Genomic DNA, 23,480 nt, shown 5'->3' with positions numbered 1-23,480 from the left:
AGCAGCGGCGCGACCCCGAAGCGGAAGTCCGGCCCCACGTCGCGGCAAGGACACGTCAGGGGGTCAGATGCTGAACGCCATTCGTAAGATTCAGGCTGCGGCTCGTGCACTGGGACCAAGGATTCGCAGTGCGCACGCCTAGTTCTTGGCATTGTCAAAATGAAAAGCGATGGTGCGCGGCTTGATGCCCAAGATGCGGCCGGTCACCCAGGCTGAATTACCGCGCGCTGCCCACCGCAGGCACTCATATTCGCGGGATGTCAGCAAAATCCCATCCACTGTTCAATTACCCGGCAGTTTGCGGCGAACGCAACGATGAAAACAGGTCGCCATCAGTTGAAGAGCCTGTTCATATCGCTCAGCTACCCGAAGAAATACCGGACGAGGCTCATCGGCGGCAAAAGTAACCACGGCGATGCGGCCGCGTAAATCGATAATCGGGATCGTCAAACCGCAGCGGATGCTGAATTGAGCCGCCTCATCAAATAGCTGCCGTTGAGCCGGCGACATCTTAGCACCGCACAAATTTGATCCCCACTGAAACGGGCAGCCGCCATTTCGAGCACGCAAGACCACAGGATCGAGTTTCTCATGCCGCTTTTCAGATACTGTCTAATCCAGCGAGGTGGATAGTTCTAAATTAGCCTCGGTTGGCCGGAAGGTTGTGATGGCAAGGACAGGTACGCAAAGGAGAGCAGGTTAAGTCTTGCGGCCGCCTCAGCCATGGCATCCCGGAAATCTGCCTCATCGACACTCTGTGAGAGTCTTTCAAGGAATGTCTCGAAAACAAGTGGCATGTCCCTCGTCATCGTCGCGCTCGATTCTTCCTCTTTCTGCACACGCCTTCCGGCTGCGTCGTGTAAGGTTGCACTCGTCGTCGGATCTCTGACGATGTCTGAGATCCGACACAAGTCCTGTCAGAGTGACTCATTGTTCTGAAATGATTTTCTCACTTGGCACGACACGTGCTCTCTTTCTGCCAAAGTACTCCCGGGCCGCACGGACTCATCCCATGATCACGCACGCCGAACATGCGATCGGCCTCGCTGGTACTGAGCTTTCCCGAGCCGACGCAAGACTGTGCGTTTGCTTTCAATCCGCATCGAGTAACGCCGCGACCTCAACCCATACCAAGGTTGGTTATCGCGAGACAGTACAGGCAAGTTCGCAACCACGAATGCAAATTCCACAGCATTCCCGTCTACTCCTTCGACGACGAAAGCCTCACGTGGATCGGAATGAATGTAGTTGGATGGCGCTTGCGCCCGACCCAGCGTGCGCCGCCATCGGCATCCACAAGTGGGGAACTTGGCCTTCATGATCACCGCCGCCACGGAGCAGGACACGGGCTTTGCGCCCCGGCGTGATCGCCTCGATCTCCTGGACCTTCAACGGGACACGCCTGGCCTTCGCGATAGCCGCGCGTTGACTCAACCTGATCTGGCGCTTCGACGTTCCCACTGGCGAAGGGCGGCGGATCACCACAGCTTCCAGGCGTCGCAGATTTTGTCGAACCGACGCTGGAGCGATGGGAGAAGTGGGGCGTGCCGAGCGGGCCTCGTCTACCGTTCGAGCGGCGCGGCGGTGACGGGCGGGGGGCCAGCCGGCGCTATCATTCACGACCAGAGGCAGTGGCGCGTCGCCGTTCCGCGCCGATATCGATACATGCACGGCCAAGAGTATCCTGGTCCTGGCACCGAAAGGCCGCGGTTTACAGGCTTGACGGGCGCCACACCTGGTGGACCACAAATATCTCGAGGATCGACTGCGGCGCCCGCCAGCCGCCATGCGGCTCTGGCCGGGCACTCTTCGCGATGGCGACAAGGGATAGCGACCTGAGGTGGCCTCGTCGTCTCGCCAGGCTCACCATTCATCCGGAACTTCTGGAGGACGCGCTACGCTTGCTTGCCAAAAGGACACTGAACAGGAGCTTACAATGAGAGTCGCACCACAATTTTCCGGGCTGAGGTATCCGAAATGAAGCCACTGCCTTCCAAAGCGCGAGCTGTCATAATCGGAGGCGGCGTGTCGGGGTGCTCCGTCGCATATCACTTAGTGAAGCTGGGATGGACGGACGTGATCCTGCTCGAGCGTAAGCAACTTACGTGCGGCACGACCTGGCACGCCGCCGGATTACTCAGCGAGATTCGCGGGTCTAGCGGCATGACGAAATTGACCAAGTACTCAATGCAACTTTACTCGAGTCTGGAGGAAGAGACGGGGATTGCAACCGGACTTCGCCGCGTCGGCTCATTGTCTATCGCACTTACCCAGGAGCGCAAGCACGAGCTGTACAGGCAACTCTCTCTCGCAGCTGCCTACGGCGTGGAGGCGCGAAAGATCTCTGTGCGAGAACTTGAGGGAATGTACCCTCATATTGATGTGTCTGATGTCACTGCTGCGCTTCATTTCCCTAATGATGGACAATGTGATCCAGGCAACGTCGCGATGGCGCTCGCCAAAGGCGCACGTCAGCGTGGCGCTGCAATCTTTGAAGGAGTGCGGGTAGCCGGTGTTCAGGCGAGGAACGGCCGGGTATCAAGCGTAACATGGGAAAAGGAAGGCCAACGAGGGATGATCGAAACGGAATGCGTCGTAAACTGTGCTGGTATGTGGGCACGGGAATTCGGTGCTAGAAGCGACGTCGCGGTTCCATTGCATGCATGCGAACATTTCTACTTGGTCACAGAACCAATAGCTGGACTAACTCGCCTGCCGGTCCTAAGGGTTCTTGACGAACATACGTACTACAAAGAAGATGCAGGCAGAATTCTTTTCGGGGCGGTGGAACCGGAGGCGAAACCGTGGGGCATGGACGGCATCCCGGAAAGCTTCTGCTTCGATCAGTTGCCTGAGGACTTTGCGCATTTCGAACCTATTATGGAGAAGGCTCTGAAGCGAATTCCGATGCTGGCCACAGCCGGTATTCGTACCTTCTTTAACGGGCCGGAAAGCTTCACTCCGGACGACCAATACCACTTGGGTGAAGCTCCTGAAATTCGGGGCTATTGGGTAGCATGTGGTTACAACAGTACAGGGATAGCTGCCTCAGGAGGTGCGGGCTTAGCGCTTGCGCAGTGGATGAATGACGACGAGCCGCCCTTCGACTCGTCGGGTGTGAACATCCGTCGGATAGTGCCTTTACAGAAGAACCGTTCGTATTTGAGGGAGCGGGTTTCGGAGGTGGTGGCACTCTCGTTTGCCGACCACTTCCCCGCTCGTCAGATGACAACAGCGCGCGGCATTCGACGCTCGCCAATTCATGAACATCTCAAAGCACGCCGGGCGGTGTTCGGTGAGATGGTGGGCTGGGAGCGGGCCAACTGGTTTGCCAGGGAGGGCCAGGAGCGTGAATACCGACACTCCTGGTATCGCCAAAACTGGTTTGATAATCAGCGCGACGAGCATATGGCGATTCGTGAGCGGGCCGCTGTTTTCGACCTGACTTCGTTCGGAAAAATCCGAGTGGAGGGCCGAGACGCTACCACCTTCCTCCAGCGGCTTTGCTCCAATAATCTCGACGTACCGGTCGGCCGGATCGTCTATACGCAAATGCTGAACGAGCGAGGCGGGATCGAGAGCGATCTGACCGTGAGTCGTATCACGGAGACTGCTTTCCTGCTGGTCGTGTCAGCCTTCACATTACAACCCAATCTCTCTTGGCTTAGGCGGCATCTGGGCGACGAGTTCGTCGTCGTAACCGATATGTCGTCGTCGGAAAGCATCCTGGCAGTGATGGGGCCGAATTCGCGCGAACTGCTCGGCAAAGTGAGTCCGAATGACTTCTCCAACGAGAACAACCCTTACGGCACCTGGCAGGAGATTGAGATCGGCATGGGTCTGGCGCGGGCCCATAGAGTGACCTGTGTCGGCGAGCTGGGCTGGGAGATCTACATTTCGACTGACCAAGCCGCTCATGTCTTCGAAGTAATCGAGGCGGCGGGCGCCGATGTCGGACTCAAGCTGTGTGGGCTCCATGCCATCGGCTCGTGCCGCATGGAGAAGGCATGTCGGCACCTCCCCGATGACGTTGGCAGCGGGGATCACGTGCTCGAAGCGGGGCTGGGCTTCGCTGTGAAGACGGCAAAGCCTGGATATATTGGCCGCGATGCGGTGCTGAGAAAACTTGAGGCGGGACTCGACCGTCGGTTGGTTCAGTTCCGTCTTAAAGATCCTGCCCCTCTACTTCATAAGAACGAAGTCGTTTTCCGAGACGGTCGGATCGCCGGAACAATCACTTCCGGCGACTACGGGCACACGCTCGGTGGAGCCCTCGGCCTTGGCTATATACCGTGCAAAGACGAAAGTGAGGCAGCTCTGCTCTCCTCTTCATACGAGATTGAGATCGCCGGCGAGTGCTTTGCCGCGGAAGTCTCCCTCGAACCGATGTATGACCCGAAGGGCGAGCGGATGCGGGCTTGACTTACGAATTCGAGCCGTTCGGAATCCAGGAACGTATCATAGTGTCGAAGCTCGCAGCCCGCGCCTAAGATATAGCCTTCTGGACCTCGAAGGCGCGGTTGACGAGCCAATTGGTGCAGATCGCCACGAGTTCGACTGGATTTCAGCTCGGCGCGCGCGGACGCAAGGGATGGGCGTAATCTCCGGGCAAATCGAAATGCTGGCCTCCCCGTTCAATGCGATCAAGAAGAACTGTTATCATATCACTCTTCTACTCGCCGGACGGGCGCTGGCAAGAGGTATCGTTTACCGAGAGCGCGGTCGTCGTCGGGTCAACATGAGGCCGCCGGAAAAATGCTTTGAGAGGGATGAGCTTCCACTTTGAAGAGCAGCAATCGCGGGCGCTGTGACACGAAGGAGGCAACTGAGACAGCAAACAGCAGAATGAATCGGCCTGCGTGCCCGTGGCAGTTTGCCGACCAGCCGTTGGCCACGTGGTGCCCAGCATGGATGGGCGTCATGTCGGTCTTGGTCAGGTCTCTTCGATGATGCCCGGGCCGGACGGATCGATCAAACCGTTATAAGTATGCGGTTTGGGCATGCCGGGCACTTAGACCAGGGCGGCCTTGCTCGCGCGGCGAGCGTCATTTTTGACCGTGAGTCGGCGCAAGTACCGGCCCAACGTTGAGGTGTGGCCCCAGGCAGCGGCCCAAAGATTGGGATCGGCCAAAACTGCCGAGGCACTAAGACGAACCTTCAGAGGCAGGTCACCAACTACAAGCTGGTTCGCCGGTAAACCGAGATGTGACCTTTGGATTCATTGGTGAACGCGCCCCTCGCCCAATCCCCCCAACGCTCCGCCAGCTCCAGCCCAACGCGTTCGGCCATGGTATCGAGCTCCTGGTGATAAACGTACCGAACGCGTTGTGGTAAACGTCTGACCGTTGTACCAGAAAACCAGAGGATGGTTGAAGTCAAGTGCTGGTTTACTGCGTCGTGGAGTACCGCATTGACAAAGGTATTCTCATGATCAACGTACGTCGTAGTAGTTTTCTGGCCGCCGACAAAACCATCCAAGGGTGGAACACGAACTTCTATTACCACAACCCCGTTCTCTGTTAGAGCCTCCGCAGCCGATCGAAGGCAAGCTATTTGCTCTTCGCGCGTGGAGAGCAGGGTGAATGTGCCATAAACACAATAGACCAGATCGTAGCGTTGTTCTGAGCTGAAATCGGCAATGTCCCCCTTCCAGGCTTTGATCAGATCAGTACGTTTGGCGAGAAATTTTAACATGCTCTCTGAATTGTCGATGCCTTCGACCCTGACTCCCCGCTCGCTCAACGGCACCGCTACGCGCCCATTGCCAATACCGAGCTCAAGAGCCCCCCCTCCTCTGGAAAGTAGCTCAAGGAAGGCAGCAGTTTCGTCTGCCTCCGCAACTTTCCCTAACAACCTGGTAAATTTTTCATACGTGGAAGCCACACTCTCGTCGTAGACAAAATCATCAGACATTCGATTCTCCACGCCTAACATTCCTAAAACGTCATTCACCAATACAACTGGAAGCTCTCAACAAGCCAAGACTTACCCGCACCCCAAACCTCTTGTGAACTCAATCAACGAAGTTGATATCTTTAGGGTAATCTGGGATATTTGTGTATGTCTGTGTTATCTCCTCGTCCACCTTTATGTCTTTGATTGCTACAATGCTGGCCCATGCTCCGGATTCTTCATCACTCCAAACGGTTTCTGCATTAGGGTTCCAAGAATGATTCACCAACGAGCCAAGTCCAAAAACAACATAACCCGTAAAAGTGGCACTTTTCGAATTTTTTCTTCCACGTACGAAGTAATACTCTAGTATCCCTGTACGATCTATGAGATTTTCTTGCCGCTCGTCAAATCCCCACGTTGGAGAGCGATCGATTATATCTCCAGCTTTGAACGGGATATTGGCGAATAAACCGCGACCTTTTCGGGGAACTTTCTTCACATACAGAGCGTTGCTACGATCAAAAACCCTATCGACCATCATGTGTACCTTCTTAATGCTGAGCTTGGAGCGTTCGTGATGGGTATTCGTTGAGCTTCCGGACGCGATTCATCAGCAATGCTGACTTCAAAGCACTCGGCGGCGTGTTGATCGTGCGTTCGGCTGCGAGGCTCACTCTTCTTGCTGCAACCTCCTCCTTCGCGGAGCTGCCATTCCAAATCCAAGTTGCTTTAGCCACTTCTAGTATCATGCCCCCGATAACGGGCATCCCTTCCACTAAGGAACACATCGGTGGGATCGGCAACGCGCTTCCAAGGGGCGAGATTTTAGGAGTTCATTCCACATTCTCCGTGAGCGAATATAGCTTGTTCTCAACCTCGTCGTACCTACCAATATGCGTGGTGACGTTAGCTGCCAATCTCGGCTCTTACGTTTCGTTCCAACCAACGCTGAATGCCGCAGTTTGGGAGCAGATGACTGACAGTTTTGCTTTGGTACGAACCGCAGGATTTTGCCATCAGCATCCGGACCGACGGCGATTGGATCGGCCCGAACTAAATCCGTTTGATCCAGAGTCACATGACGATGCTGAGGTCAAGAGGTGTGTTAGGGCGGCATCGTGTTGCTCCCAATTGGCGGCGGAATCCAGAGCTGGGCCCGATTGCGTGACACGGCTCGGTCAATCGAGCCTAATCAACACACATACGGTCGCCGCTCGAGACGGCTGCACCAATATCCCGCTTGCGGCGGCAGGGCCCAGAAGGCGAGACCCGTCTTTGATATGGCATTCTAGCCAGCTGGGATTTCGGTTCGCCTCCTGGATCCGCCGAGGCTGATCAGGCCTCGAGGGTGTCGTCGCGAGCCCGGCATAGGCGGCTACCTGCCGGCGATTATCGAAGTGCCGGAACAGCCCTTCCGCGTAGAGGATGGCGGCACACTCGGTCGAGCAATGTTGCTGCTGGAGTTTCGGCGACTTCGATTGCCAGCAGAGCGTCGCGCTCAGCCTGCACCTCTTTGATCTGGGCTATCACCAGTTCGAGTCGGTCGAGCTCGCGACGGATTTGCCCCTTCAGATGTTCTGGCAGTGCGCGGCCGTCGCCGGTCCTCAATTCCTCAAGCCGATGTCGCCGGTCACGTCGCAGCGGCTCGTAGGCGGTGATGCCCTCAGCAAACAGCAGGCCCTTGATCCGGATTACAAGGCAGGTCCGCTCACCAACCAGAAGCTTGCGTTCACGGCCGATACGCCGATGGTCCTCCTCCTTGACGCTCGGTATCCTAACCATCGCGCACACGCGCGGCTCGCCTCGTTTGTAGGCGAGCAGCGCACGCACCAACGCCTCACCATCAATCTTGTCAGTCTTGGCACGACGCCGCCGGCGCGACGTGGCAATCGAGGCGGCGTCGACGACATGGCTTTCGATCCCCTCGGCCTCCAGGATTCGATGGATCCAGAAGCCATCGAGACCCGCCTCCTGAATGACCACAAGCGCAAAGGTGCCGACCGGTGCGCGCCTGTGCCTTGTCCTGAGCTGGGCAAAGCGTGCCAGCAGTCCTGTGATATCGCCGCCGCGTACCGCATGTTTCGACATCTTCTCCCCACTGCCCGGCGACAGCGAAGTGATCAACCAGGTTCGATTTACTGAGTTCCAAAGAAACGAAAATCGCGCCAAGATCGGTGCGGATAGCGGCAGGCGCCGCAGATCGATCGGCTACAACACGCATGATTGGCCTCAGCAACCCCACTCTGCCAGAGCGCAGGTCGCTATCCACCACCGGTCATGGGATCTTTGATGATGCATCATTTTCGCACGAACCAAGGAGCGATATGGTTCTTCACGGGAGCGCCACGACTACAGAGGCGATCCGTCGAGCAATATAAAACAGTCGGGAGAGCCTACGGGCGCTGGCGAACGCTTTGGCATCAATCTGAAGACGGTCATTAAGTGGCCAGGCGGACGTCAGTGGCCGATCCCGATCGACCCGAAAAACCCAAGTCGACGATTCTGCCGGTCGAAGTGGGCATGACGAAGGCGAAGCGCCAGGCACCGGTCATCGCGTTAGCAGTTCTAGTCTAGGTGTCCGCGTCCGTTCAGTGGTAATATCCGGAGCTTGGGACCGGACGCAGGTCAAGGAGATGGTCCCTTTCCTCAACTTCGACAACGCGCGCTTTCCCATCCAGGGCGGCCCATCCAGCGGCGCGGCGGCACGGTGCGCCATGACGGCGTCGCATGGGGCGACGCCCGTGGCCCCGATGCCATGGGCTCATCCAGGAATGCGAAGTCACCAGCATCCGTCGAGAAAACGGCAAGGTAACCGGCGTCGAGACTCCAAGGGCTTCATCGGCAGCGGCAAACTCGCCCTTGCTGTGGCCGGGCAACTCCTCCCAGGTGGCCGCGATGGCGGACATGAAACTTCCGATCGAGAGCCACGTGGTTCAGGCCTTCGCCACGGAGGGCCTGAAGCGCTGTTCTCAGGCCACGGCCTCGAGCTCAGGAGCCGGATGTAGGCCCATGGCAGCAGATCATCGATCTGGCTGTTGGGGTGTCGGTTGACGATGCTGGTGAGGACATCAGCAAGATAGCCGAGCGGCTCGACACCGCTGAGTTTGCAGGTTTCGATCAGCGACGCGATGACAGCCCAGTGCTGGGCGCCACCGTCGGAGCCTGCAAAGATCGAGCGCTCGACCACGTTGCTGTCGATCTCAATGCGGCCATCGTCAAGGAAGCGCGAGGGGCCTTTCCAACGCGAGAGCGTGTAGCGGATCGCCCCGGCGAGCTTGGTTCTCTGGCTGATCAAGCCGAGCTTTTCCGCGCAGCCAAGGTTCGAGATCGGCGATGATAGCGCGGCTATTTTCCTGACGCATCGCACGGCGCTCCTCTGCCGATCGGCCGCGGATGCCGTCCTCGATCTTATAGAGCTCGGCGATCCTTCCTAGCGCCTCACTGGCGATCGGCGCGAGACCGACTGCCGCCAGTTCATAGAACCGTCGGCGCACATGTGCCCAGCAGAAGGCGAGCGTGACATCGCTCCTTTCAGCCAGCACGCGATAGCCGCCGTAGCCGTCGACCTGAAGGATTCCGGTGAAGCCCGCGAGATGGGCGATTGGAAGCCGGCCTTTCGGTCCGGCGCATAGATATAGGCGACGCCCGGCGGGTCGCCCCGTTCCATAGTCGGTCATCGCGGGCATAGGCCCAGAGTTGGCCTGTCTTCGTCTCGCCGCGGCCCGGATCGAGCACCGGCGCGGTCGTCTCGTCGGCAAGAGTTTTGGCGAGGACTTCAGCTTGCCAAGCAGCCGCTCGTGCACCGGACGCAGGTGCCAAGCGGCGCGGCCGACCAAGTCGGCGAGCGTACAATTCCTATGCCCAGCGCGGCAATCTCGCCAGCGTCGAACACGTCATCGAAGCCGGAAAAGCGATGATCCCGGCCCTCTCGCGCGTGCGCGTTCTGCGCTCCTGGACGGCATCATGGAAATGAGCGCCGGATTGCCGCCGCCCAGGAATGGAAATATTCCGCAAACAGCCCCGGATCGATCCGGTTCATCAGCAACCGCAGCTAGCGCGCGCCGGGAATGCCATGATGATAAGGCAGAAGACGGCGCAGGAAGGCCAAGCGACACCTCTGCTTGCCAGCAGTTTTGTTAGAAAGATCAAAACGTCACTGCGACTCCGCGGTTCGCAAAGAACCGGTCGAAGCTGGCGAGCGACAGCATGACGTCTTCCTGGTTCGTCTCGTCATGGCCTGAAGGGTTATGAAAGCGAATGACTCCGTTCGACCCATCCGTGACCAACACGAGATGTCCACCTTTGGATGGTGGCTCACTATCCGGCCAACGGATTGAGGGATGTACCGAGGCCATAAAAAACCGCTGCCTCGAGAGAATTTTGGGAATGTCGACGGTTTGGATATTCGTCATCACCTCTGCTCTTAGGCCGAAACGCTCGACGACAAAAGTGACGAAGGGCGCGTAGATTAGACCTTTGATAGAGCCATCAATCTCGTTGACGACATAGCCACCGTACACTGTGCAGGTTCTAGCAAGGCTAATTGTCGAGTGAGCTTCGCCGCGCGCCGCCAGGATCATTTTTAGACAGGCCATGCCGCAGCCGTTGGCAGCCCAGCGAACGTACTCCTCAATTGTTTCCGCCCCGGAATTGCACCAAAGGGGATCGTGCCGCAGTGCTGACGGTCCGTCCGCGAGTACTGCGAGTGTCATTGCCGGGGTTTCCCATTGACTGAAATAAGGGACTTTGATCTCGCGCATTCTCAGAATCGATCCCTCTCTAAATAGGATAAAAACGTTGTTGTCATACTATCCCTTGTCCAGAGATTACTTACAGAATGGCGGGAGCACGTTTGGGGCGAAGCCTCCGAATTATTCGACGATTGGTGGCTATGTCGGGCATGCGTGACTGAGCAGCGGTGCCTCAAAGCCGGTCGAATACGATGTTACGGGCAAGCCAGCAACCAACAACTACACACTTGACCTGACCGACTTGATCGCGCTCGAACACAAGCGTCCACGCTCCAGGTGGATAGGAGTCCATGGCCCTCTCATTGGGCATCAGCCAAATATCCGGGCCGATCGGATAGATCGGCTGCATTGCACCGTTGCCGAGAAAGCCTTCGAACGCGACATAGATCTCGCCGCCCGCGGATTCACAGGCAAGGGCGGCGTCCAACTCAGCGGAGTGGAACCGGCCGGTAATGTCCCTCTCTCCCTGCCCGCGGACCTTATAAAGGTTAAGATACAGCTTCTCGAAAGGACGCTCGAGCCCTACACTGCCATCGTCATTCCATCTGAGGGTCATCCCCATCGATCGCGCCGTCCTGTCATCCACAACTTCCATGATGTCCGGTAATGTGGCAAAACGCGCCTTGACTCCGCCGTGATGCAACGCACTAACAGTCAAGGACAATTTGGTCGTGTGATCGATGTAATTGCCAAACCAGTTTTCATCTGCCCGCCGTTGGCTGACCAATGGACGCGAAACACCCAGCGCAATATAAAGAATCCTTTCGGCGGCTTCGTTTGCGTCACCTTGATGGTTGAACATCACGACAACGGAAAGACGTTTTGACGCCGCGTAGCGCCGCTGCATTCTCCAGCCGCGTAGGGCGCCGCCATGCCCTGTGACGGTGACCTCATTCACTTCGCTCCTGCGCAAACCGAAACTGTAGCAGGCCGGCGAGCCATCCGAGTAGCATGTTGGAGCGGAAATCCGACGATAGATGCTGTTTGGATCATCGCGTGTCCTATCGATGAATTTCTCCCAGGCAATCATATCATCGAGACTGGCATTGACGCCGGAATCACCCGAGAGGGAAATCCTATTCGTGGCCGGGAAAAAACCCGTTTCGATACTGCCCTCGTAGCCCACCGCATATTCGGGAAAATGGCTGGATTCCGTGCACCACTTTGCCGTCTTCATGCCTGCGGGCTTGAAGATACGCTCTGCCACGAGTTGACCGAGCGAGCGGCCGGTATGCTCAGCAATCAAATCGGAGAGAATGCGGAAATTGCCGTTCGAGTAGGAAAACTGGGTGCCTGGATCGAAATGCGTCGTGCGTGCCCGCGTTAACAGCCTCTTGGCGTCTTCGGGTCTGAACTCGCCCTCCGGCGCGGCACCGCAAAGAACCGTCAAGGCCCAATAGTCGCGAAGACCGGACTGGTTATTGCAGAGGTCAACGACGCGCGGGTACCTCCCTTCGAGCAGAGGTAAATATCTTTCCAAGGCTGGGTCCAGCTTAGCGGGATCGTCGATCACATCCAGAATCGCGCCACACGTAAACGCCTTGCTGACGGAGCAGATCGGCATCAACGTATCTACTTTCATCGGAATGTGCTTTTCGAGATTTGCATAACCCCAAGTATAGCGGGCGATGGCTTTGCCATCCCGAATTACGGCAACGGCACCTCCCGGACCGCGGTAGTCGACGGGCAAAGACTCAAGGACTCGATCAAGCGAAGTACTTCCAGTCTGGAACATGCCTGTCTCCACGAAGGGTCTATGGATAATTCGGCGCTCACTACCAGTTGGCAAATGGCGAACGGTGACTTGCTCTGGTAGATGACTTGCGCCAACGGACATTGCCTCTGGTCGTCGATCCATGTCACGCAACATCCCATGCAGGCCGACCACCTTGGTAACAAATGAGGCCTCCGCTCCTTCGGGGATCGTACTTCTCATCCTCGTGTGACGAATGACAATGAGTGTCAATGTCACCTCTTTGCAAAACAATATCGAATAATTATTACTGCTGCTGCCCATTAGTATTGCTAATATGATGCCTGTGTTCGTGGGCGGGTGGAGCGCTATGATAAAAAACCTAGATGCTAGCCTTGTCGCAGATTTGTGGGTATTCCGGCTGGCAGCGGAAACCGCCAATTTCAGTCGCGCCGGTGAGGCATTGGCGATTACACAAAGTGCTGTCACCCAACGCATTCAGCGCCTAGAGGCACGCCTGAACATTAAGCTCTTTGAACGGGGAGCGAGGGGCTTAAGCATCACGCATGCAGGGACTCTGCTTTTTCGCGCCTGCCGCTCCGGCTTCGAGAGCATCGAGGAGTGCCTTGTTGAAATAGCCAGAGCTACCTCACTTCCAAGCCTCAGCATAAACTGCACGCCATCGCTTACACTGGATTGGCTGACGACGCGCCTGGCAGAGTTTACAAGTGAGCGTCCGGATATTGATGTTAGAATGTTCGTAGAGATGCGCCCACTCGATACAGCGCGCATGATCTCCGAGAATTTTGATATCGTGATCCGCTATGGTCCTTCACCTCTGCCAGGCGCGAATATTGTCTTCGAATGCTCCGAGGCTTTTTTTCCTGTAATTTCCCCGGAACTCAAACTAAAAATCGAGCGCAACGAGTTGAAAGAACTCGTCCTTTTGCATGATGCCATGCCTTGGCTCAACCCGGCGGAGCCGGCGGAAGAATGGACATTGTGGCGCCAAAAGCATGGCATACCATGGGCGTTGCCAACTCGGGATCGCTTCTTCAACTTGGCGCACCTCGCCTATCAATCGGCAATAAACAGTGAAGGTATTGCCTTGGGACGTGCATTGCTGGTCAGACCCTACATTGCATCGGGCTTGCTTGTTCCCGCGGCGGGAAACCAGTCGCTCAGCATGATGAAATATTTCGTCTCGACGCAGTCTGAATCCTCTCCCCCGCATATCACGGAATTCATCTGTTGGCTTCGAAAAAGAATGATCGAAGATTCGTAAAAACCGTTATTAGCTGACCTAATACTGATCAGAACAAAAGATAATTACGCGGGCTCTTGTTTGTCCGGTAGGAAGCCAGCAGACTAGCCTCGACGCTTCAGTCGCAACTGCGCAGTGATGGTGATGCGGTGCGCGCCGGTCAGCAGTACGCTTATGGACTGGGAGATTCCATGCCGCAAAAAACAGTCGGAATCATCGGCGGGCTCGGCCCAATGGCCACGGTCGCCTTCATGAACTCCGTCTTGGAGCTTACGCCAACCAAGAGCGAACGCGATCATCTCCACATGATCGTCGACTGCAACCCAAAGTTTCCGGATATCAACGCCGCCGTACTCGGCGCAGGCCCGAGTGCGGCCGCTGCGCTTGTTGAGAGTGCACAGCGCCTCGAAGCTGCTGGGGCGAACTTCATCGTGATGGTCTGCAATGCGGCCCATGTTTACCAGCGCGAGCTGCAGCTGTCGATCTCCGTTCCCCTGATAAGCATGATCGAGGAAACGGTGAGGAGAATTCGGTCCGATTTCCCGCAGTGTACACGGGTTGGCTTGTTAGCAACGAATGGCTGCTTGCAATCCAAGCTTTATCAGAAACAGCTTTCCGCTTGCGAATTAATCCCCGTGCTGCAAACTGCCCGCGAGCTTGAGCAACTGATGGCTGTGCTTGGTCGAATCAAGACAGGCGATCTCGGTAACGAGGTTCGATCCGAAGCCCTACGCCTGATCAGTGATCTGGCGGCACGCAGAGCAGAGACTGTTATTCTAGGCTGCTCGGAGATTGCTTTGGTCGATCCGACTACCGATAGCAGTGTTCCGCTCATCGATCCGTGCCTTATGTTGGCGCAGGCCACAGTCCATTCAGCGTTAAATGACCCTTGAGGAGTTATTTATGCACGTAGTTGTCACCGGCGCTTGTGGTTTCCTCGGGATAAAATTGATCGAAGCAATCGTGGCTCAAGGCCACTTGATTGGGGCAGACGGAAGGGCACAGCCAATCTCTCGCATTGTGGCGGCCGACATCCTGTCGAAGCCTTTCGGCCTGCCTGCAGATGGGAGGATATCGTATCACTCCGGCGATATCTTTGATTCAGAATTCGTCGCTTCGCTGTTTGCGGAGCGTCCCGAAAGTATTTTTCATTTGGCCGCCCTGGTCAGTGGAGGAGCTGAGCGGGACTTTGATTCCGGAATGAAGGCAAATCTCACCGGCACGACCAATGTTCTGGAGGCCGCAAGGCGGACCGCTGTTTGTCCGCGCTTCGTATTCACAAGCTCGGTTGCCGCCTACGGCGGCGATCTGCCGGAAATCGTTTCGGACGAATACCATCTCACCCCGGAAAGCTCGTATGGCGTTCAGAAGGCAGTCGGTGAGCTTCTCGTGAACGACTACACGCGAAAGGGTTATATAGACGGTCGCTCACTGCGACTTCCAATCATTGCTGTTCGCCCAGAAGGGGCCAACACTGCCGTTTCGTCTTGGGCAAGCGCGATAATACGCGAGCCTCTTAGCGGTGTTGACTATGCCTGCCCCGTTGCGCCAGAGGATCGAGGGTTCATCTTGTCTCCTCGAAAGGTCATTGAGGGGTTGATCGTAGGCCATGAGGCTTCCAATGACGTCTGGGGTCGGAACCGGTCTGTTATGATGGCTGGACTTAGCTGCACGGCCGGCGAATTGGTCGACGCACTTAGCCGCATCGCCGGCGCGAAGGTAGCCAAGCGGGTAAATTGGTCTCCCGATCCCTTCGTCAGGAACATTATCACCAGCTGGCCGACGCGTTTCTCGCTGGAGAAGGCGAGACGAATTGGTCTGGAAGCCGACCCATCTGTCGATGATATCGTAACTCAGTATGTGAAAGACCACGCGTGTGGTGATCACCACCGAGGCAACTAAGGTTGGCCGACCTTCGCTTCGTTGCGGTGAGGATTATGTTCGACCGATGCCAATCGAAGAGCACATTCAACATGAACAGAGATAGTGTCGATCACAGCGCATCGACTAATTATCTTATTGATGCCCAGCAAAGAAAGCTCAGTGCACCCGAGTATAATGCTGTCAAGGTTAGGGAATTTCGTGATGTAACATTCGAGCATATCGCCAAACCATTTTTTTGATCCGCCTGATATTTCCCCTCTACATAGCTCTTCGTATATGATCTGATGAATTTTAACGCGATCTCGACAGTCTGGTATGTGAATAATTCTATTATCATTTTGCATTGCGGAGCGGTAGAAATCTCTTTCCATGGTATACCTTGTACCAAGAAGTAATGTTTCCTTGAATTGTCCGCGATCGAGATGGTCAGATACACAATCAATTAAACTGACGATTTTGACATTCGACCGTCGTTTTATGTAATGTAGCGTCCTGCTAGTAGTATTTGAACACACGAGTATTACCTCTCCACCAGCATTCACCGCGCGGCGAACTCCGTCACCAACCAGTTGCATTTCCTTATCAACGAGATCCATATCTTGCGCTTCCCGAATATGTTTAAAATTCAGGTCTACTAATACGATGCCCAGTTCGTCAGAGTCCTCCATCACTATGTTAAATCGCCTGTAATACTCGGCAGATGACGCCCAGCTTACACCACCAACCAACCCGATTCTCCTGAATTTGTTTCCACCTTTCTTCACCTAGCCCTCCTTATCTACTCAGATATTTCGTATTCAATAAAATGTTTTTTCCTTTCATATTGACGTGAGTGCGATGCGATCCATGATATTAGCTCTATTACTGTCATGCCGTGGTGGCGAAGCATTTTGGGGAAGATGCTATTTTTCATTAATCCCGGAATGTAATTGCATTCTAAAAACCAGATTTCACGGTCATTTGAGATTCGGAAATCAAAACGAGCCATGTTGTAAAGGTCAATGGAAGAAGCAATGCGCCTAGTTATCGACGTTAGCCTGCCCAAAAGTTGATCATTTTCATAGTCCAATATCCTCTCTATAACTAATCCGCTAGAATGTTTTTCTTCGTGACCGAAAAAATTCTGGGCTGTTTCGATTTTTGCAACCGGTAGTAGTACTACATCGGACGAGCTTATCAGGCATCCACAAGAATATTCGTCTCCAGGAATAAACTCCTGCAACAAAGCGGTGTTGTCATACTTAAAAATTTCCCGGAGAAGATTGCGAATATCGATTTCAGAGGCAACAGGATCATGAAAGCGCGTTGCGAATAAAGATGCGCCTAGTGAATTCGGCTTCACGACAACTGATCCGTCGACCGACTTTGCGAACCGAATTGCATCATCCACACCTTGAGGCCTTACTAGCCGTGTCTTTGGTACTTTCATAACATCACTAGGCAAAAGTGACGAAACGAATGACGACATTGCGAACTTATTCATCGTCAACGATGCAACATCTGGATCGCCGAACGTGCCTTTTAAGCCGGAAAGAGCGGCAAGCGTCTGAACTCCTCCGTCTTCGCCAAACTGGCCGTGCAATAAATTCACAATGTATTCATTGTGCGATTCAATCGTATTGAATGTTATAGGTAACGAGCGGCCAGGAAGGATAATGATATCAGAAACATGAGCCTGTAACTCAGCGATTGTAAAAGCATTATGGAATGGGATTGTACGAACAAGGCCATCTACTCGGCTAAGGTGATACATGTGTTTAACAGAGAATGGGCGCTCTGCACGGGAAAGAGTTAGATATGAGGATATAATGTGTGTTAATGATGAGATGGACGAGTCGTACTCCGTCGAAATCCCCCCGAACAAAAACGAAACTGCAAACGTCATTTTCCGTCCTTTAGGTAGCCTAAACCGCTTACATTTATGCACGTTCACGTTTTTCAGAAACTGCCAAACTTGGTGGCTTGACGCTGGTTGCGATATCATGACTGCGACCGGCTCCCACTCGCAAGTGCTATGGCGGAGCTGGGTGAGGGAGGCGGCGTATTGAGGCGGGTGACAAAGCCTGCCAGAACTTCCCGTAAGGAGCGGTACGCCGCTATCGCGTATAACCGACGTCAGGGGATCGTCTAACTCGTCTGGACGTTGAAGGCTAAAAACGGTGGCTCTCAACTTTCATGGTGGCATCGCAGCCAGGAATACGGCCGCCTCCGCCTCAAGCAGCCTGGCCCAGAAGCCGGCGTCCGTGCCGTGGATGCCTGACGAAGGACCGCGAAGCGTTCCTGGCCTTCTTCGACTTGCCGGCCGAGCATTGGGCTTACCTGCGCGCGTCGAACCCGATCGAAAGCGCCTTCGCCGCGGCGCGGCACCGAACCGCGCGCACCAAGGGCGGGCGGTCTATTCTTTGAGGAGGAGTTTGACCTCCTCGATGGTCCTCGCCCGACTGCCCGCCTATCCGGCCCATCGGATCGGTGATTTGCTGACGTGAATTGGAGATCCGCAAAACTGCGGCCCCAACCAGCTGCGGCCTGATCACGCAGCGCAATAAGGTGCATCACGTCTACACCGTCGAACGTGTCGCCAGGGACCTCGGCGTCAGCGAAGCGCTCATCCAGGAACTGACCCTCGGTCTCGAGCCCGAGGACGGCGTCATCTGGTGGACGGCGCCAATGATGACGAGGGGATCTTGGCCTTCACCGATGAGCCTACATGCTGCGCCGCTGGTCATCCTTCACCCGGTTCCTCGAGGGCGGATCTGTCTATCCAACAATGCAGCCGAGCGAGCCCTGCACGGCATTTCGATCGCGGCGGACAAGCGCGCTGCCGTTCTCTACAGCATGATCGTCAGCGCCAAAATTAACGATATCGACCCGCAAGCCTGGCTCGCCGAAAGTTGAAGGCCTTGGTCAGATCGTGGCCGCGCGAGAGCTTGCCGCGCGTCACGATCTGATCGAGCTCGGTGACCAGCGGCGCGCTCCGCTCCTAGCGCAGGGCGTGGTGTTGGGCCGGCGGCAGGCCGTTGATCGCGCGCTAAATATCGAACAGGGCATGATGCGCTTCACGGCTTCAACCGCTAGCGGAATATCTGTGCTGCGTCGTCACTTCGCCCAACGGCTGACTCAGGAAAGGTGCGACCTGGGCAGCGATCGGCCAAAGCGCGGTTATGCGCTTTCTTGAACACCTGCCAGCGTGCGCCTGCCCCGACCCGGTCCGTCGTTTGCGCCATGAGCTGCAGGCGGCGCTGAGCCATCTTCTGGTGGTGCTCGAAACTGGCGGCGTGGTGCTCAGTATCCGGCCCGCAATTCGGCCATCGAAGACGCGCTTCAATGCCCACATGCGCGACGTCTGGGGATTGGCGGACACCACCCGTCGGAAGCGTTGCCGAGTGGTCGGAGGATTTCTTGTTGAGCATTTCGGCGAGCAGTCAATCTCTCTGGCGACATCAGCGCCGCATCTATCCGCCGCTTCGTCCTTGGCAAACAGGGGCGAAGACCCGCCATCGTCGCGAACGGCGTCATCATTGGCTGCTATCTCCGCTTCCGCAAGCATGTCCGGCGACTGGGTGGGCGGCGAACTGAAGGCCGCGATCCCCCGGCCTGCACACTGGCGGTTGGCATTATTGCCTGAGGTGCTGACCGACGCCGAGATCGACGAACTGCTGAGTTCCTTTGATCAGGCGTTCCCGTCGCGCCTGCGGGCCTATACGATGGTGCGATGTGTGATCGATCTCGGTTTGCCATCCAGCGAAGTCGTCAAGCTGCAGCTGACGACATCAACCGATGGCACGATCAAGCTTCTGCGACGGGAGCGACGATTGCGGCCTATTTGCAAGAGGAGCGGCCCGCGACGTCGAACCGGGCCATATTTGTTCGCCATGTTGCCGCCACGATGAACCGATTACGACCAAGAGCGTCAAACGCGCCTTTCTGGCTGGCTACCGAAGATGTGGACCGACGTCCACATTCTCCGTCACAGCCGCCCACAGGATGGAGGGCCATCAAATCACCTCTTTCGCCCTGTTCGCCGACGAGCACGGCCACAGTGGCCGCTCACCAACCATATCATCCTGAACTGGGTGCAGGGCCAGGCCAAACGGACCGGTCCCTTCTCATGGGCCCGGCGCCTCGAGGACGCCCATTCGCGAGTAGCGAACCTCTCCCTCCCGGCCGGCGTCCGCAATCGCAATGGCGTTCCTCAGCTTCGCGACATCGATTCCGACAAATGCTTCCCTATAATCTGACACGGCTCGTCCCTCCTGTGATGAGGATCGGCTCGGCCCGCCCGAGCAACCCTCGGACGCGCAGTGTAGGGCGAGCCACCTCACCGACAGAGGCGGACATACGGTCTTACCTTGACTTCGCCGAGGCGACGATTGGAAAGGCGCCCACCCGGCGTTCGTACGCGCAACGCCCGCTTGGCGGCGCTTCGCTCTTTTCTAAGTATGCCGCCCACTACGACCTGACCGCGCGGCCCGTCATCCAACAGGTGCAGGCCATTCCGGTGAACCGGCTCGACCGGCCGGTTCTGGGATTTTTATCACCGTGACGCGCCGGATGCGCGGACCTGGGCGGGTGAGCGGGATCGCGCACTGTTCAGCCTGATGTACAACACCGGTGCCCGCGTGTCTGAAGCAACCGGCCTGCGCGTCGGCGAGGTCGTCATCGATGGCTCGGCTGTCGCGCACCTGCATGGAAAAGGGGCGCAAGGACCGCAGCGTGCCGCTCTGGCGTACGACCGCCAACCTGATCCGCAACTTGAAGCGCCGGTTGGACTGCGTAGGTGAGGAGGACTTCGTGTTTCCTAACCGGGGTGGAGGATGCATGGCGCGTTCGAACCTTGCCCAGCGCCTTGAACTTGCTGTCTCGGCCGCCGCGGAACATCGCCCGCAAACTCGCGCGTCGCTCGATTTCGCCTCACACAATCCGCCACACCACGGCGATGCATCTCCTACAGTCCGGCGTTGACATCAGCGTCATCGCCCTGTGGCTGGGTCATGAGAGCCCCGCTACGATGCACATGTATCTTCAGGCGGACCTCGCCACGAAGGAGCGAACGCTAAACCGGCTGCTGCCCATGACGGCTAGTCAAGGCCAGTATCGGCCGCCAGACCAGCTCATGCAGTTCCTGTTGAGCCTTTAAAATTTATGCGACGTTCGCCAGCTGGAATGGTCTGGGAAGCCGATAGTTAAGGGCCCTGTCCCGGTGAGCTGCGCATAATTATCGGGTGCGCATAATCGGGCAACATAGGTCTATAATCGGCCGGTATCGGTCTTGCCCTTGGCTAGGACCGGCACCGTGGTATCGTCGCCGTGCAGACGTGAAGCGGCCAGCACATGGGCTTCGAGCCGCTTGAACAGCGGCATCAGCGCCGCGGCGCCGGCGCCGACCTGGTCGGCGAGCGTCGACAGGCCGAGCGGCACACCTTCGCGGGCATAGCGTTCGGCCTGGCGGTTGAGTGGCTGGTGCTGGTCGAACTTCTCGAACAGGATCATCGCCAGCAGGCCGGGACCGGCCCAGCCGCGCGGGGTGGCGTGGAACGGCGCCGGAGCCTGGCTGATCGTCTCGCAGTCGCGGCAGGTGAACTTCTCCCGCACGTGCTGGATCACCTTCCATTGCCGCGGCACCACCTCCAGCGCTGATATCCTCACCAGCTTGCGCAGCCGATGACCGCCGCAGCAGTGGCAAGCGGCTGGCGCCCGCTCGACCACGCGTTCGCGCGGCAGATGCTCGGGAAATGGCTGGCGCGCGCCGGTCGTCACCGTGCGGCGCCACTTATAGATCAGGCTGGTCGCGACATCGTACTGACGCGCTCCGCCGCCACTGTGGCCCCGGGCGCCCAAGGGCATCTGCGGCGGCTACGCTCTTATGGAGGTCTCGTCAATATGCCAGGTTGCCGGTGACGTTCGCATGCGCCGTTGCCCAACACTCCCCAGACGCTGAAGGGAGCCCCGGTCGATTCCCAGGATCGTATCCGGCCACGCAAAACAAAGATTTTACAGAACCTTTGCGAAGAGTAATCGCAGTCGATGGTAGGTTCGCCAAGACGTCTGAGGTCAGGCACGGCTAATTTAAGCTCAGACGCCGCACAGCACGCAACGAAGGATCAACAGCCATGGCAAGAAGAGCGCTCATCCTGGTTGAGGGCAGTCCAACGGATAATGGTCTGCTATACGTCCAAGCGGCCCAGCGTCTTGGACTTCATCCAATTATCCTGTCGGCTGATACAGCTCAATACGACTGTCTTGCGTCGGAAAGGATTGAGGCAATAATCCGGGTCGATACAAACGATCTCGCTGCGCTGATCGGCGAATGTTCCCGGCTACGTGCGACCTATGAGATTGCCGGCATTACGTGCGCCAGGGAGTCGGTCTGTGCGACAGTTGGCAAGCTCTGCCGGCATTTCAATCTACCGGGGCCGAACCCCACATCGATTGAACGATGCTGCGACAAGTTCGTTCAACGTCAACTCCTCGCGGGGGCAGGCATTCCAATCCCTGCTTATCGCTTGGCCGCGAATGCGACGGAGGTTGAACGCGCTGCCTTAGACATCGGGTTGCCGGTGGTTCTTAAGCCAGCGGTCGGCAACGGTAGCACAGGTGTGCGTCTGTGCTGCGACGTCGACGAGTTGGCCGAACATACCGATTATCTGTTGGGCGGCGCGGGCATGTGGCGGTCGGCGCCAAGGATGCTGGTCGAAGAATTCGCACGAGGCCCGCTTTATGCGGCTATTATAATGGGAAATGAGATTATTGGGGTAGAGGCCGCTGGCTTCGGCCCCCCACCGCATTTCGTCTATAGTGAGGGCATCTTTCCGGCACCGCTGACTGATGACGAGCACGAGCATATAGCCGATGTTTCGCTGAGCTGCTTGCAAGCTCTCGGCCTTGGCTGGGGGCCAACGAACATTGAATTCCGGTGGACGAAGCGTGGCCTGGTCGTCATCGAAGTCAATCCGCGTCTCGGTGGCGGTCCCCAAACGGTTCAGCTTGCTTACGGTGTCGATCTCGTCGCCGAGCACATCAAGCTTGTCATCGGCGAGGAATGGAATTTGCTGAGGAAGCATTCCCAAATTGTAGCCTGGCACTCACTAGTTCCCGATCTCGATGGCACTCTCGATTGGATCGATGGTGACAGTCGAGCGGCGGCTGTACCCGGTGTTGCCGAGGTGAGACTTTATGTTAAACCCAAGACGCCGATCGTCAGGAAAGGCGATTACCGAGACTCAATGGGAATTGTCAGAGCCGTTTCACCCAGCCTTACTCAGACCAAGGCGATACTTCAGCGTGCAGTCGAGTTGATCGATTGGTCGATCACACCATTTCCGACTATTGGGTAACAGAAGTAATATCCGGCGCCTAGCTGTGGATGACGGTCCCTGGTGAGGACATCGGCGAGATACCGAGCGGTTCGACTGAGTTTTTCCAGTGCCGCGCTCGGCATAAGCAGGTCTCGATCAGTGAGGCGATTATGAGACAACTGCCCAGTGTTCGGCACCGTCGTCGGAGCGATGAGGACGTCCCCGCGGTTTGAGCGTGCTTGTCATCTGTACAGAGAGACCCTTGAGAACGTCCCGCGAAAACTTGTACGGGTCCTAAAGCGTGTCGCGATTAAATGGCTCGTATCCGGCAGCCTTGAAGAAGTTTCTGCATCGGTTGGCTCGAAAAGGTGGCAGATCGCCGAGAACGTCGCAGAGAGCATCGAAGGTTCTGGCCGCGCTCGTGCCTTCGAGGTCGCGTCCCGACAGGTGGTGTAGCTCGGCGGTAGCGAAGCCACTCGCGAGCGCGCCCTCGATAGCGCTGTAGATGCTATGGGCGGCGGCGAGCGTGTGGCACCCTCGACGCTGTTAAGCAGCTACCTAAGGAGCGCCCCATGTCACCATCCTTTGATGCAAGCAAATCCCTTACCGCCCTTGATCAGGACAGCACGTTGGTCGCAGTGATTGAGATGAGCCAGACAAAGTGGCTCATTGCTGCGTAAGCGCGTAGCTGAAGCCGT

General features: G+C 56.7%; 15 protein-coding genes and 8 pseudogenes. 11 read left to right on the top strand and 12 right to left on the bottom strand.

Annotated elements, in window-relative coordinates; translation table 11 throughout:
- Window positions 1-138: 138 nt before the first annotated feature.
- On the bottom strand, window positions 139-279 hold the full coding sequence (locus NMG80_RS23195; RefSeq protein WP_254020268.1) for a LuxR C-terminal-related transcriptional regulator: 141 nt from the start codon (window positions 277-279) through the stop codon (window positions 139-141).
- Between the two features lie 3 nt (window positions 280-282).
- Window positions 283-576 (bottom strand): autoinducer binding domain-containing protein, encoded by a 294-nt coding sequence (locus NMG80_RS23190; RefSeq protein ID WP_254020267.1) that lies wholly within the window; start codon window positions 574-576, stop codon window positions 283-285.
- A 1,401-nt stretch (window positions 577-1,977) separates the two neighbouring features.
- Here NMG80_RS23190 and NMG80_RS23185 point away from each other — a divergent pair.
- A complete protein-coding gene (locus NMG80_RS23185; protein WP_254020266.1) occupies window positions 1,978-4,422 on the top strand; it encodes a GcvT family protein in 2,445 nt (814 codons plus the stop codon).
- A 753-nt stretch (window positions 4,423-5,175) separates the two neighbouring features.
- Here the strand turns inward: NMG80_RS23185 and NMG80_RS23180 are convergent.
- From NMG80_RS23180 to NMG80_RS23170, 3 genes and pseudogenes are all read right to left on the bottom strand, one after another.
- Window positions 5,176-5,913, bottom strand: a complete 738-nt coding sequence (locus tag NMG80_RS23180) for a class I SAM-dependent DNA methyltransferase (RefSeq protein WP_254020265.1) — start codon at window positions 5,911-5,913, stop codon at window positions 5,176-5,178.
- 100 nt (window positions 5,914-6,013) lie between these two features.
- Complete coding sequence (locus NMG80_RS23175) at window positions 6,014-6,436, bottom strand: SET domain-containing protein-lysine N-methyltransferase (RefSeq protein ID WP_254020264.1); 423 nt, start codon at window positions 6,434-6,436, stop codon at window positions 6,014-6,016.
- A 790-nt stretch (window positions 6,437-7,226) separates the two neighbouring features.
- Window positions 7,227-8,116: pseudogene (locus NMG80_RS23170) on the bottom strand (transposase); the annotation flags it as partial.
- A 391-nt stretch (window positions 8,117-8,507) separates the two neighbouring features.
- Between NMG80_RS23170 and NMG80_RS23165 the strand changes: the two are divergent.
- Window positions 8,508-8,856: pseudogene (locus NMG80_RS23165) on the top strand (FAD-dependent oxidoreductase); the annotation flags it as partial.
- A 40-nt stretch (window positions 8,857-8,896) separates the two neighbouring features.
- Here NMG80_RS23165 and tnpC read toward each other — a convergent pair.
- Window positions 8,897-9,743: pseudogene (gene tnpC / locus NMG80_RS23160) on the bottom strand (IS66 family transposase); the annotation flags it as partial.
- Between tnpC and NMG80_RS37935 the strand changes: the two are divergent.
- Window positions 9,743-9,870: pseudogene (locus NMG80_RS37935) on the top strand (sarcosine oxidase subunit beta); the annotation flags it as partial. The pseudogenes tnpC and NMG80_RS37935 sit on opposite strands and share 1 nt — an antisense overlap.
- Before the next feature lie 170 nt (window positions 9,871-10,040).
- Here NMG80_RS37935 and NMG80_RS23155 read toward each other — a convergent pair.
- Both NMG80_RS23155 and NMG80_RS23150 read right to left on the bottom strand, forming a co-directional pair.
- Window positions 10,041-10,655, bottom strand: a complete 615-nt coding sequence (locus NMG80_RS23155) for a cysteine peptidase family C39 domain-containing protein (protein ID WP_254020263.1) — start codon at window positions 10,653-10,655, stop codon at window positions 10,041-10,043.
- Window positions 10,656-10,818: 163 nt separating this feature from the next.
- Window positions 10,819-12,381, bottom strand: coding sequence for a D-aminopeptidase (locus tag NMG80_RS23150; RefSeq protein ID WP_254020262.1), 1,563 nt, complete (start codon window positions 12,379-12,381; stop codon window positions 10,819-10,821).
- Window positions 12,382-12,709: 328 nt separating this feature from the next.
- Here NMG80_RS23150 and NMG80_RS23145 point away from each other — a divergent pair, with 328 nt between their 5' ends.
- From NMG80_RS23145 to denD, 3 genes are all read left to right on the top strand, one after another.
- A complete protein-coding gene (locus NMG80_RS23145; protein WP_254020261.1) occupies window positions 12,710-13,624 on the top strand; it encodes a LysR family transcriptional regulator in 915 nt (304 codons plus the stop codon).
- A gap of 170 nt (window positions 13,625-13,794) precedes the next feature.
- Window positions 13,795-14,496 (top strand): cysteate racemase, encoded by a 702-nt coding sequence (gene cuyB, locus NMG80_RS23140; RefSeq protein WP_254020260.1) that lies wholly within the window; start codon window positions 13,795-13,797, stop codon window positions 14,494-14,496.
- Between the two features lie 10 nt (window positions 14,497-14,506).
- Window positions 14,507-15,505, top strand: a complete 999-nt coding sequence (gene denD, locus NMG80_RS23135) for a D-erythronate dehydrogenase (RefSeq protein WP_254020259.1) — start codon at window positions 14,507-14,509, stop codon at window positions 15,503-15,505.
- Here denD and NMG80_RS23130 read toward each other — a convergent pair.
- Entirely contained in the window at window positions 15,502-16,251 is a 750-nt protein-coding gene (locus tag NMG80_RS23130; protein WP_254020258.1) for an aspartate/glutamate racemase family protein, read from the bottom strand. The genes denD and NMG80_RS23130 overlap by 4 nt on opposite strands.
- A 14-nt stretch (window positions 16,252-16,265) precedes the next feature.
- On the bottom strand, window positions 16,266-17,372 hold the full coding sequence (locus NMG80_RS23125; RefSeq protein ID WP_254020257.1) for a D-alanine--D-alanine ligase family protein: 1,107 nt from the start codon (window positions 17,370-17,372) through the stop codon (window positions 16,266-16,268).
- Between the two features lie 368 nt (window positions 17,373-17,740).
- Here NMG80_RS23125 and NMG80_RS23120 point away from each other — a divergent pair.
- Window positions 17,741-17,875 (top strand): annotated as a pseudogene (locus NMG80_RS23120) (IS256 family transposase); the annotation flags it as partial.
- Window positions 17,876-18,191: 316 nt separating this feature from the next.
- Window positions 18,192-18,376, top strand: a pseudogene (locus NMG80_RS23115) (IS66 family transposase); the annotation flags it as partial.
- Here the strand turns inward: NMG80_RS23115 and NMG80_RS23110 are convergent.
- Window positions 18,363-18,565: pseudogene (locus NMG80_RS23110) on the bottom strand (IS66 family transposase); the annotation flags it as partial. The pseudogenes NMG80_RS23115 and NMG80_RS23110 overlap by 14 nt on opposite strands.
- 83 nt (window positions 18,566-18,648) lie before the next feature.
- Between NMG80_RS23110 and NMG80_RS23105 the strand changes: the two are divergent.
- Entirely contained in the window at window positions 18,649-19,377 is a 729-nt protein-coding gene (locus NMG80_RS23105; protein ID WP_254020256.1) for a site-specific integrase, read from the top strand.
- Window positions 19,378-20,423: 1,046 nt separating this feature from the next.
- Complete coding sequence (locus tag NMG80_RS23100) at window positions 20,424-20,624, top strand: site-specific integrase (RefSeq protein ID WP_254020255.1); 201 nt, start codon at window positions 20,424-20,426, stop codon at window positions 20,622-20,624.
- A gap of 113 nt (window positions 20,625-20,737) precedes the next feature.
- Here the strand turns inward: NMG80_RS23100 and NMG80_RS23095 are convergent.
- A pseudogene (locus tag NMG80_RS23095) lies at window positions 20,738-21,232 on the bottom strand (IS66 family transposase); the annotation flags it as partial.
- 365 nt (window positions 21,233-21,597) lie between these two features.
- Between NMG80_RS23095 and NMG80_RS23090 the strand changes: the two are divergent.
- Window positions 21,598-22,821 carry an ATP-grasp domain-containing protein gene (locus tag NMG80_RS23090; protein ID WP_254020254.1) on the top strand — a complete coding sequence of 408 codons (1,224 nt, stop codon included), beginning with the start codon at window positions 21,598-21,600 and terminating at the stop codon, window positions 22,819-22,821.
- Window positions 22,822-23,480 lie beyond the last annotated feature (659 nt).

It is taken from the genome of Mesorhizobium escarrei, assembly GCF_935825525.1.
Taxonomy (GTDB): domain Bacteria; phylum Pseudomonadota; class Alphaproteobacteria; order Rhizobiales; family Rhizobiaceae; genus Mesorhizobium; species Mesorhizobium escarrei.
This window is presented reverse-complemented; position numbering and strand designations above follow the sequence as displayed.

Coding starts and splice junctions, on each gene's coding strand:
- cuyB (WP_254020260.1), top strand. CDS start 13,795: ATGCCGCAAAAAACAGTCGGAATCATCGGCGGGCTCGGCCCAATGGCC.
- NMG80_RS23100 (WP_254020255.1), top strand. CDS start 20,424: ATGCATCTCCTACAGTCCGGCGTTGACATCAGCGTCATCGCCCTGTGG.
- NMG80_RS23185 (WP_254020266.1), top strand. CDS start 1,978: ATGAAGCCACTGCCTTCCAAAGCGCGAGCTGTCATAATCGGAGGCGGC.
- NMG80_RS23155 (WP_254020263.1), bottom strand. CDS start 10,655: ATGCGCGAGATCAAAGTCCCTTATTTCAGTCAATGGGAAACCCCGGCA.
- NMG80_RS23090 (WP_254020254.1), top strand. CDS start 21,598: ATGGCAAGAAGAGCGCTCATCCTGGTTGAGGGCAGTCCAACGGATAAT.
- NMG80_RS23125 (WP_254020257.1), bottom strand. CDS start 17,372: ATGACGTTTGCAGTTTCGTTTTTGTTCGGGGGGATTTCGACGGAGTAC.
- NMG80_RS23150 (WP_254020262.1), bottom strand. CDS start 12,381: ATGTTCCAGACTGGAAGTACTTCGCTTGATCGAGTCCTTGAGTCTTTG.
- NMG80_RS23145 (WP_254020261.1), top strand. CDS start 12,710: ATGATAAAAAACCTAGATGCTAGCCTTGTCGCAGATTTGTGGGTATTC.
- denD (WP_254020259.1), top strand. CDS start 14,507: ATGCACGTAGTTGTCACCGGCGCTTGTGGTTTCCTCGGGATAAAATTG.
- NMG80_RS23180 (WP_254020265.1), bottom strand. CDS start 5,913: ATGTCTGATGATTTTGTCTACGACGAGAGTGTGGCTTCCACGTATGAA.
- NMG80_RS23105 (WP_254020256.1), top strand. CDS start 18,649: ATGCGCTTTCTTGAACACCTGCCAGCGTGCGCCTGCCCCGACCCGGTC.
- NMG80_RS23175 (WP_254020264.1), bottom strand. CDS start 6,436: ATGATGGTCGATAGGGTTTTTGATCGTAGCAACGCTCTGTATGTGAAG.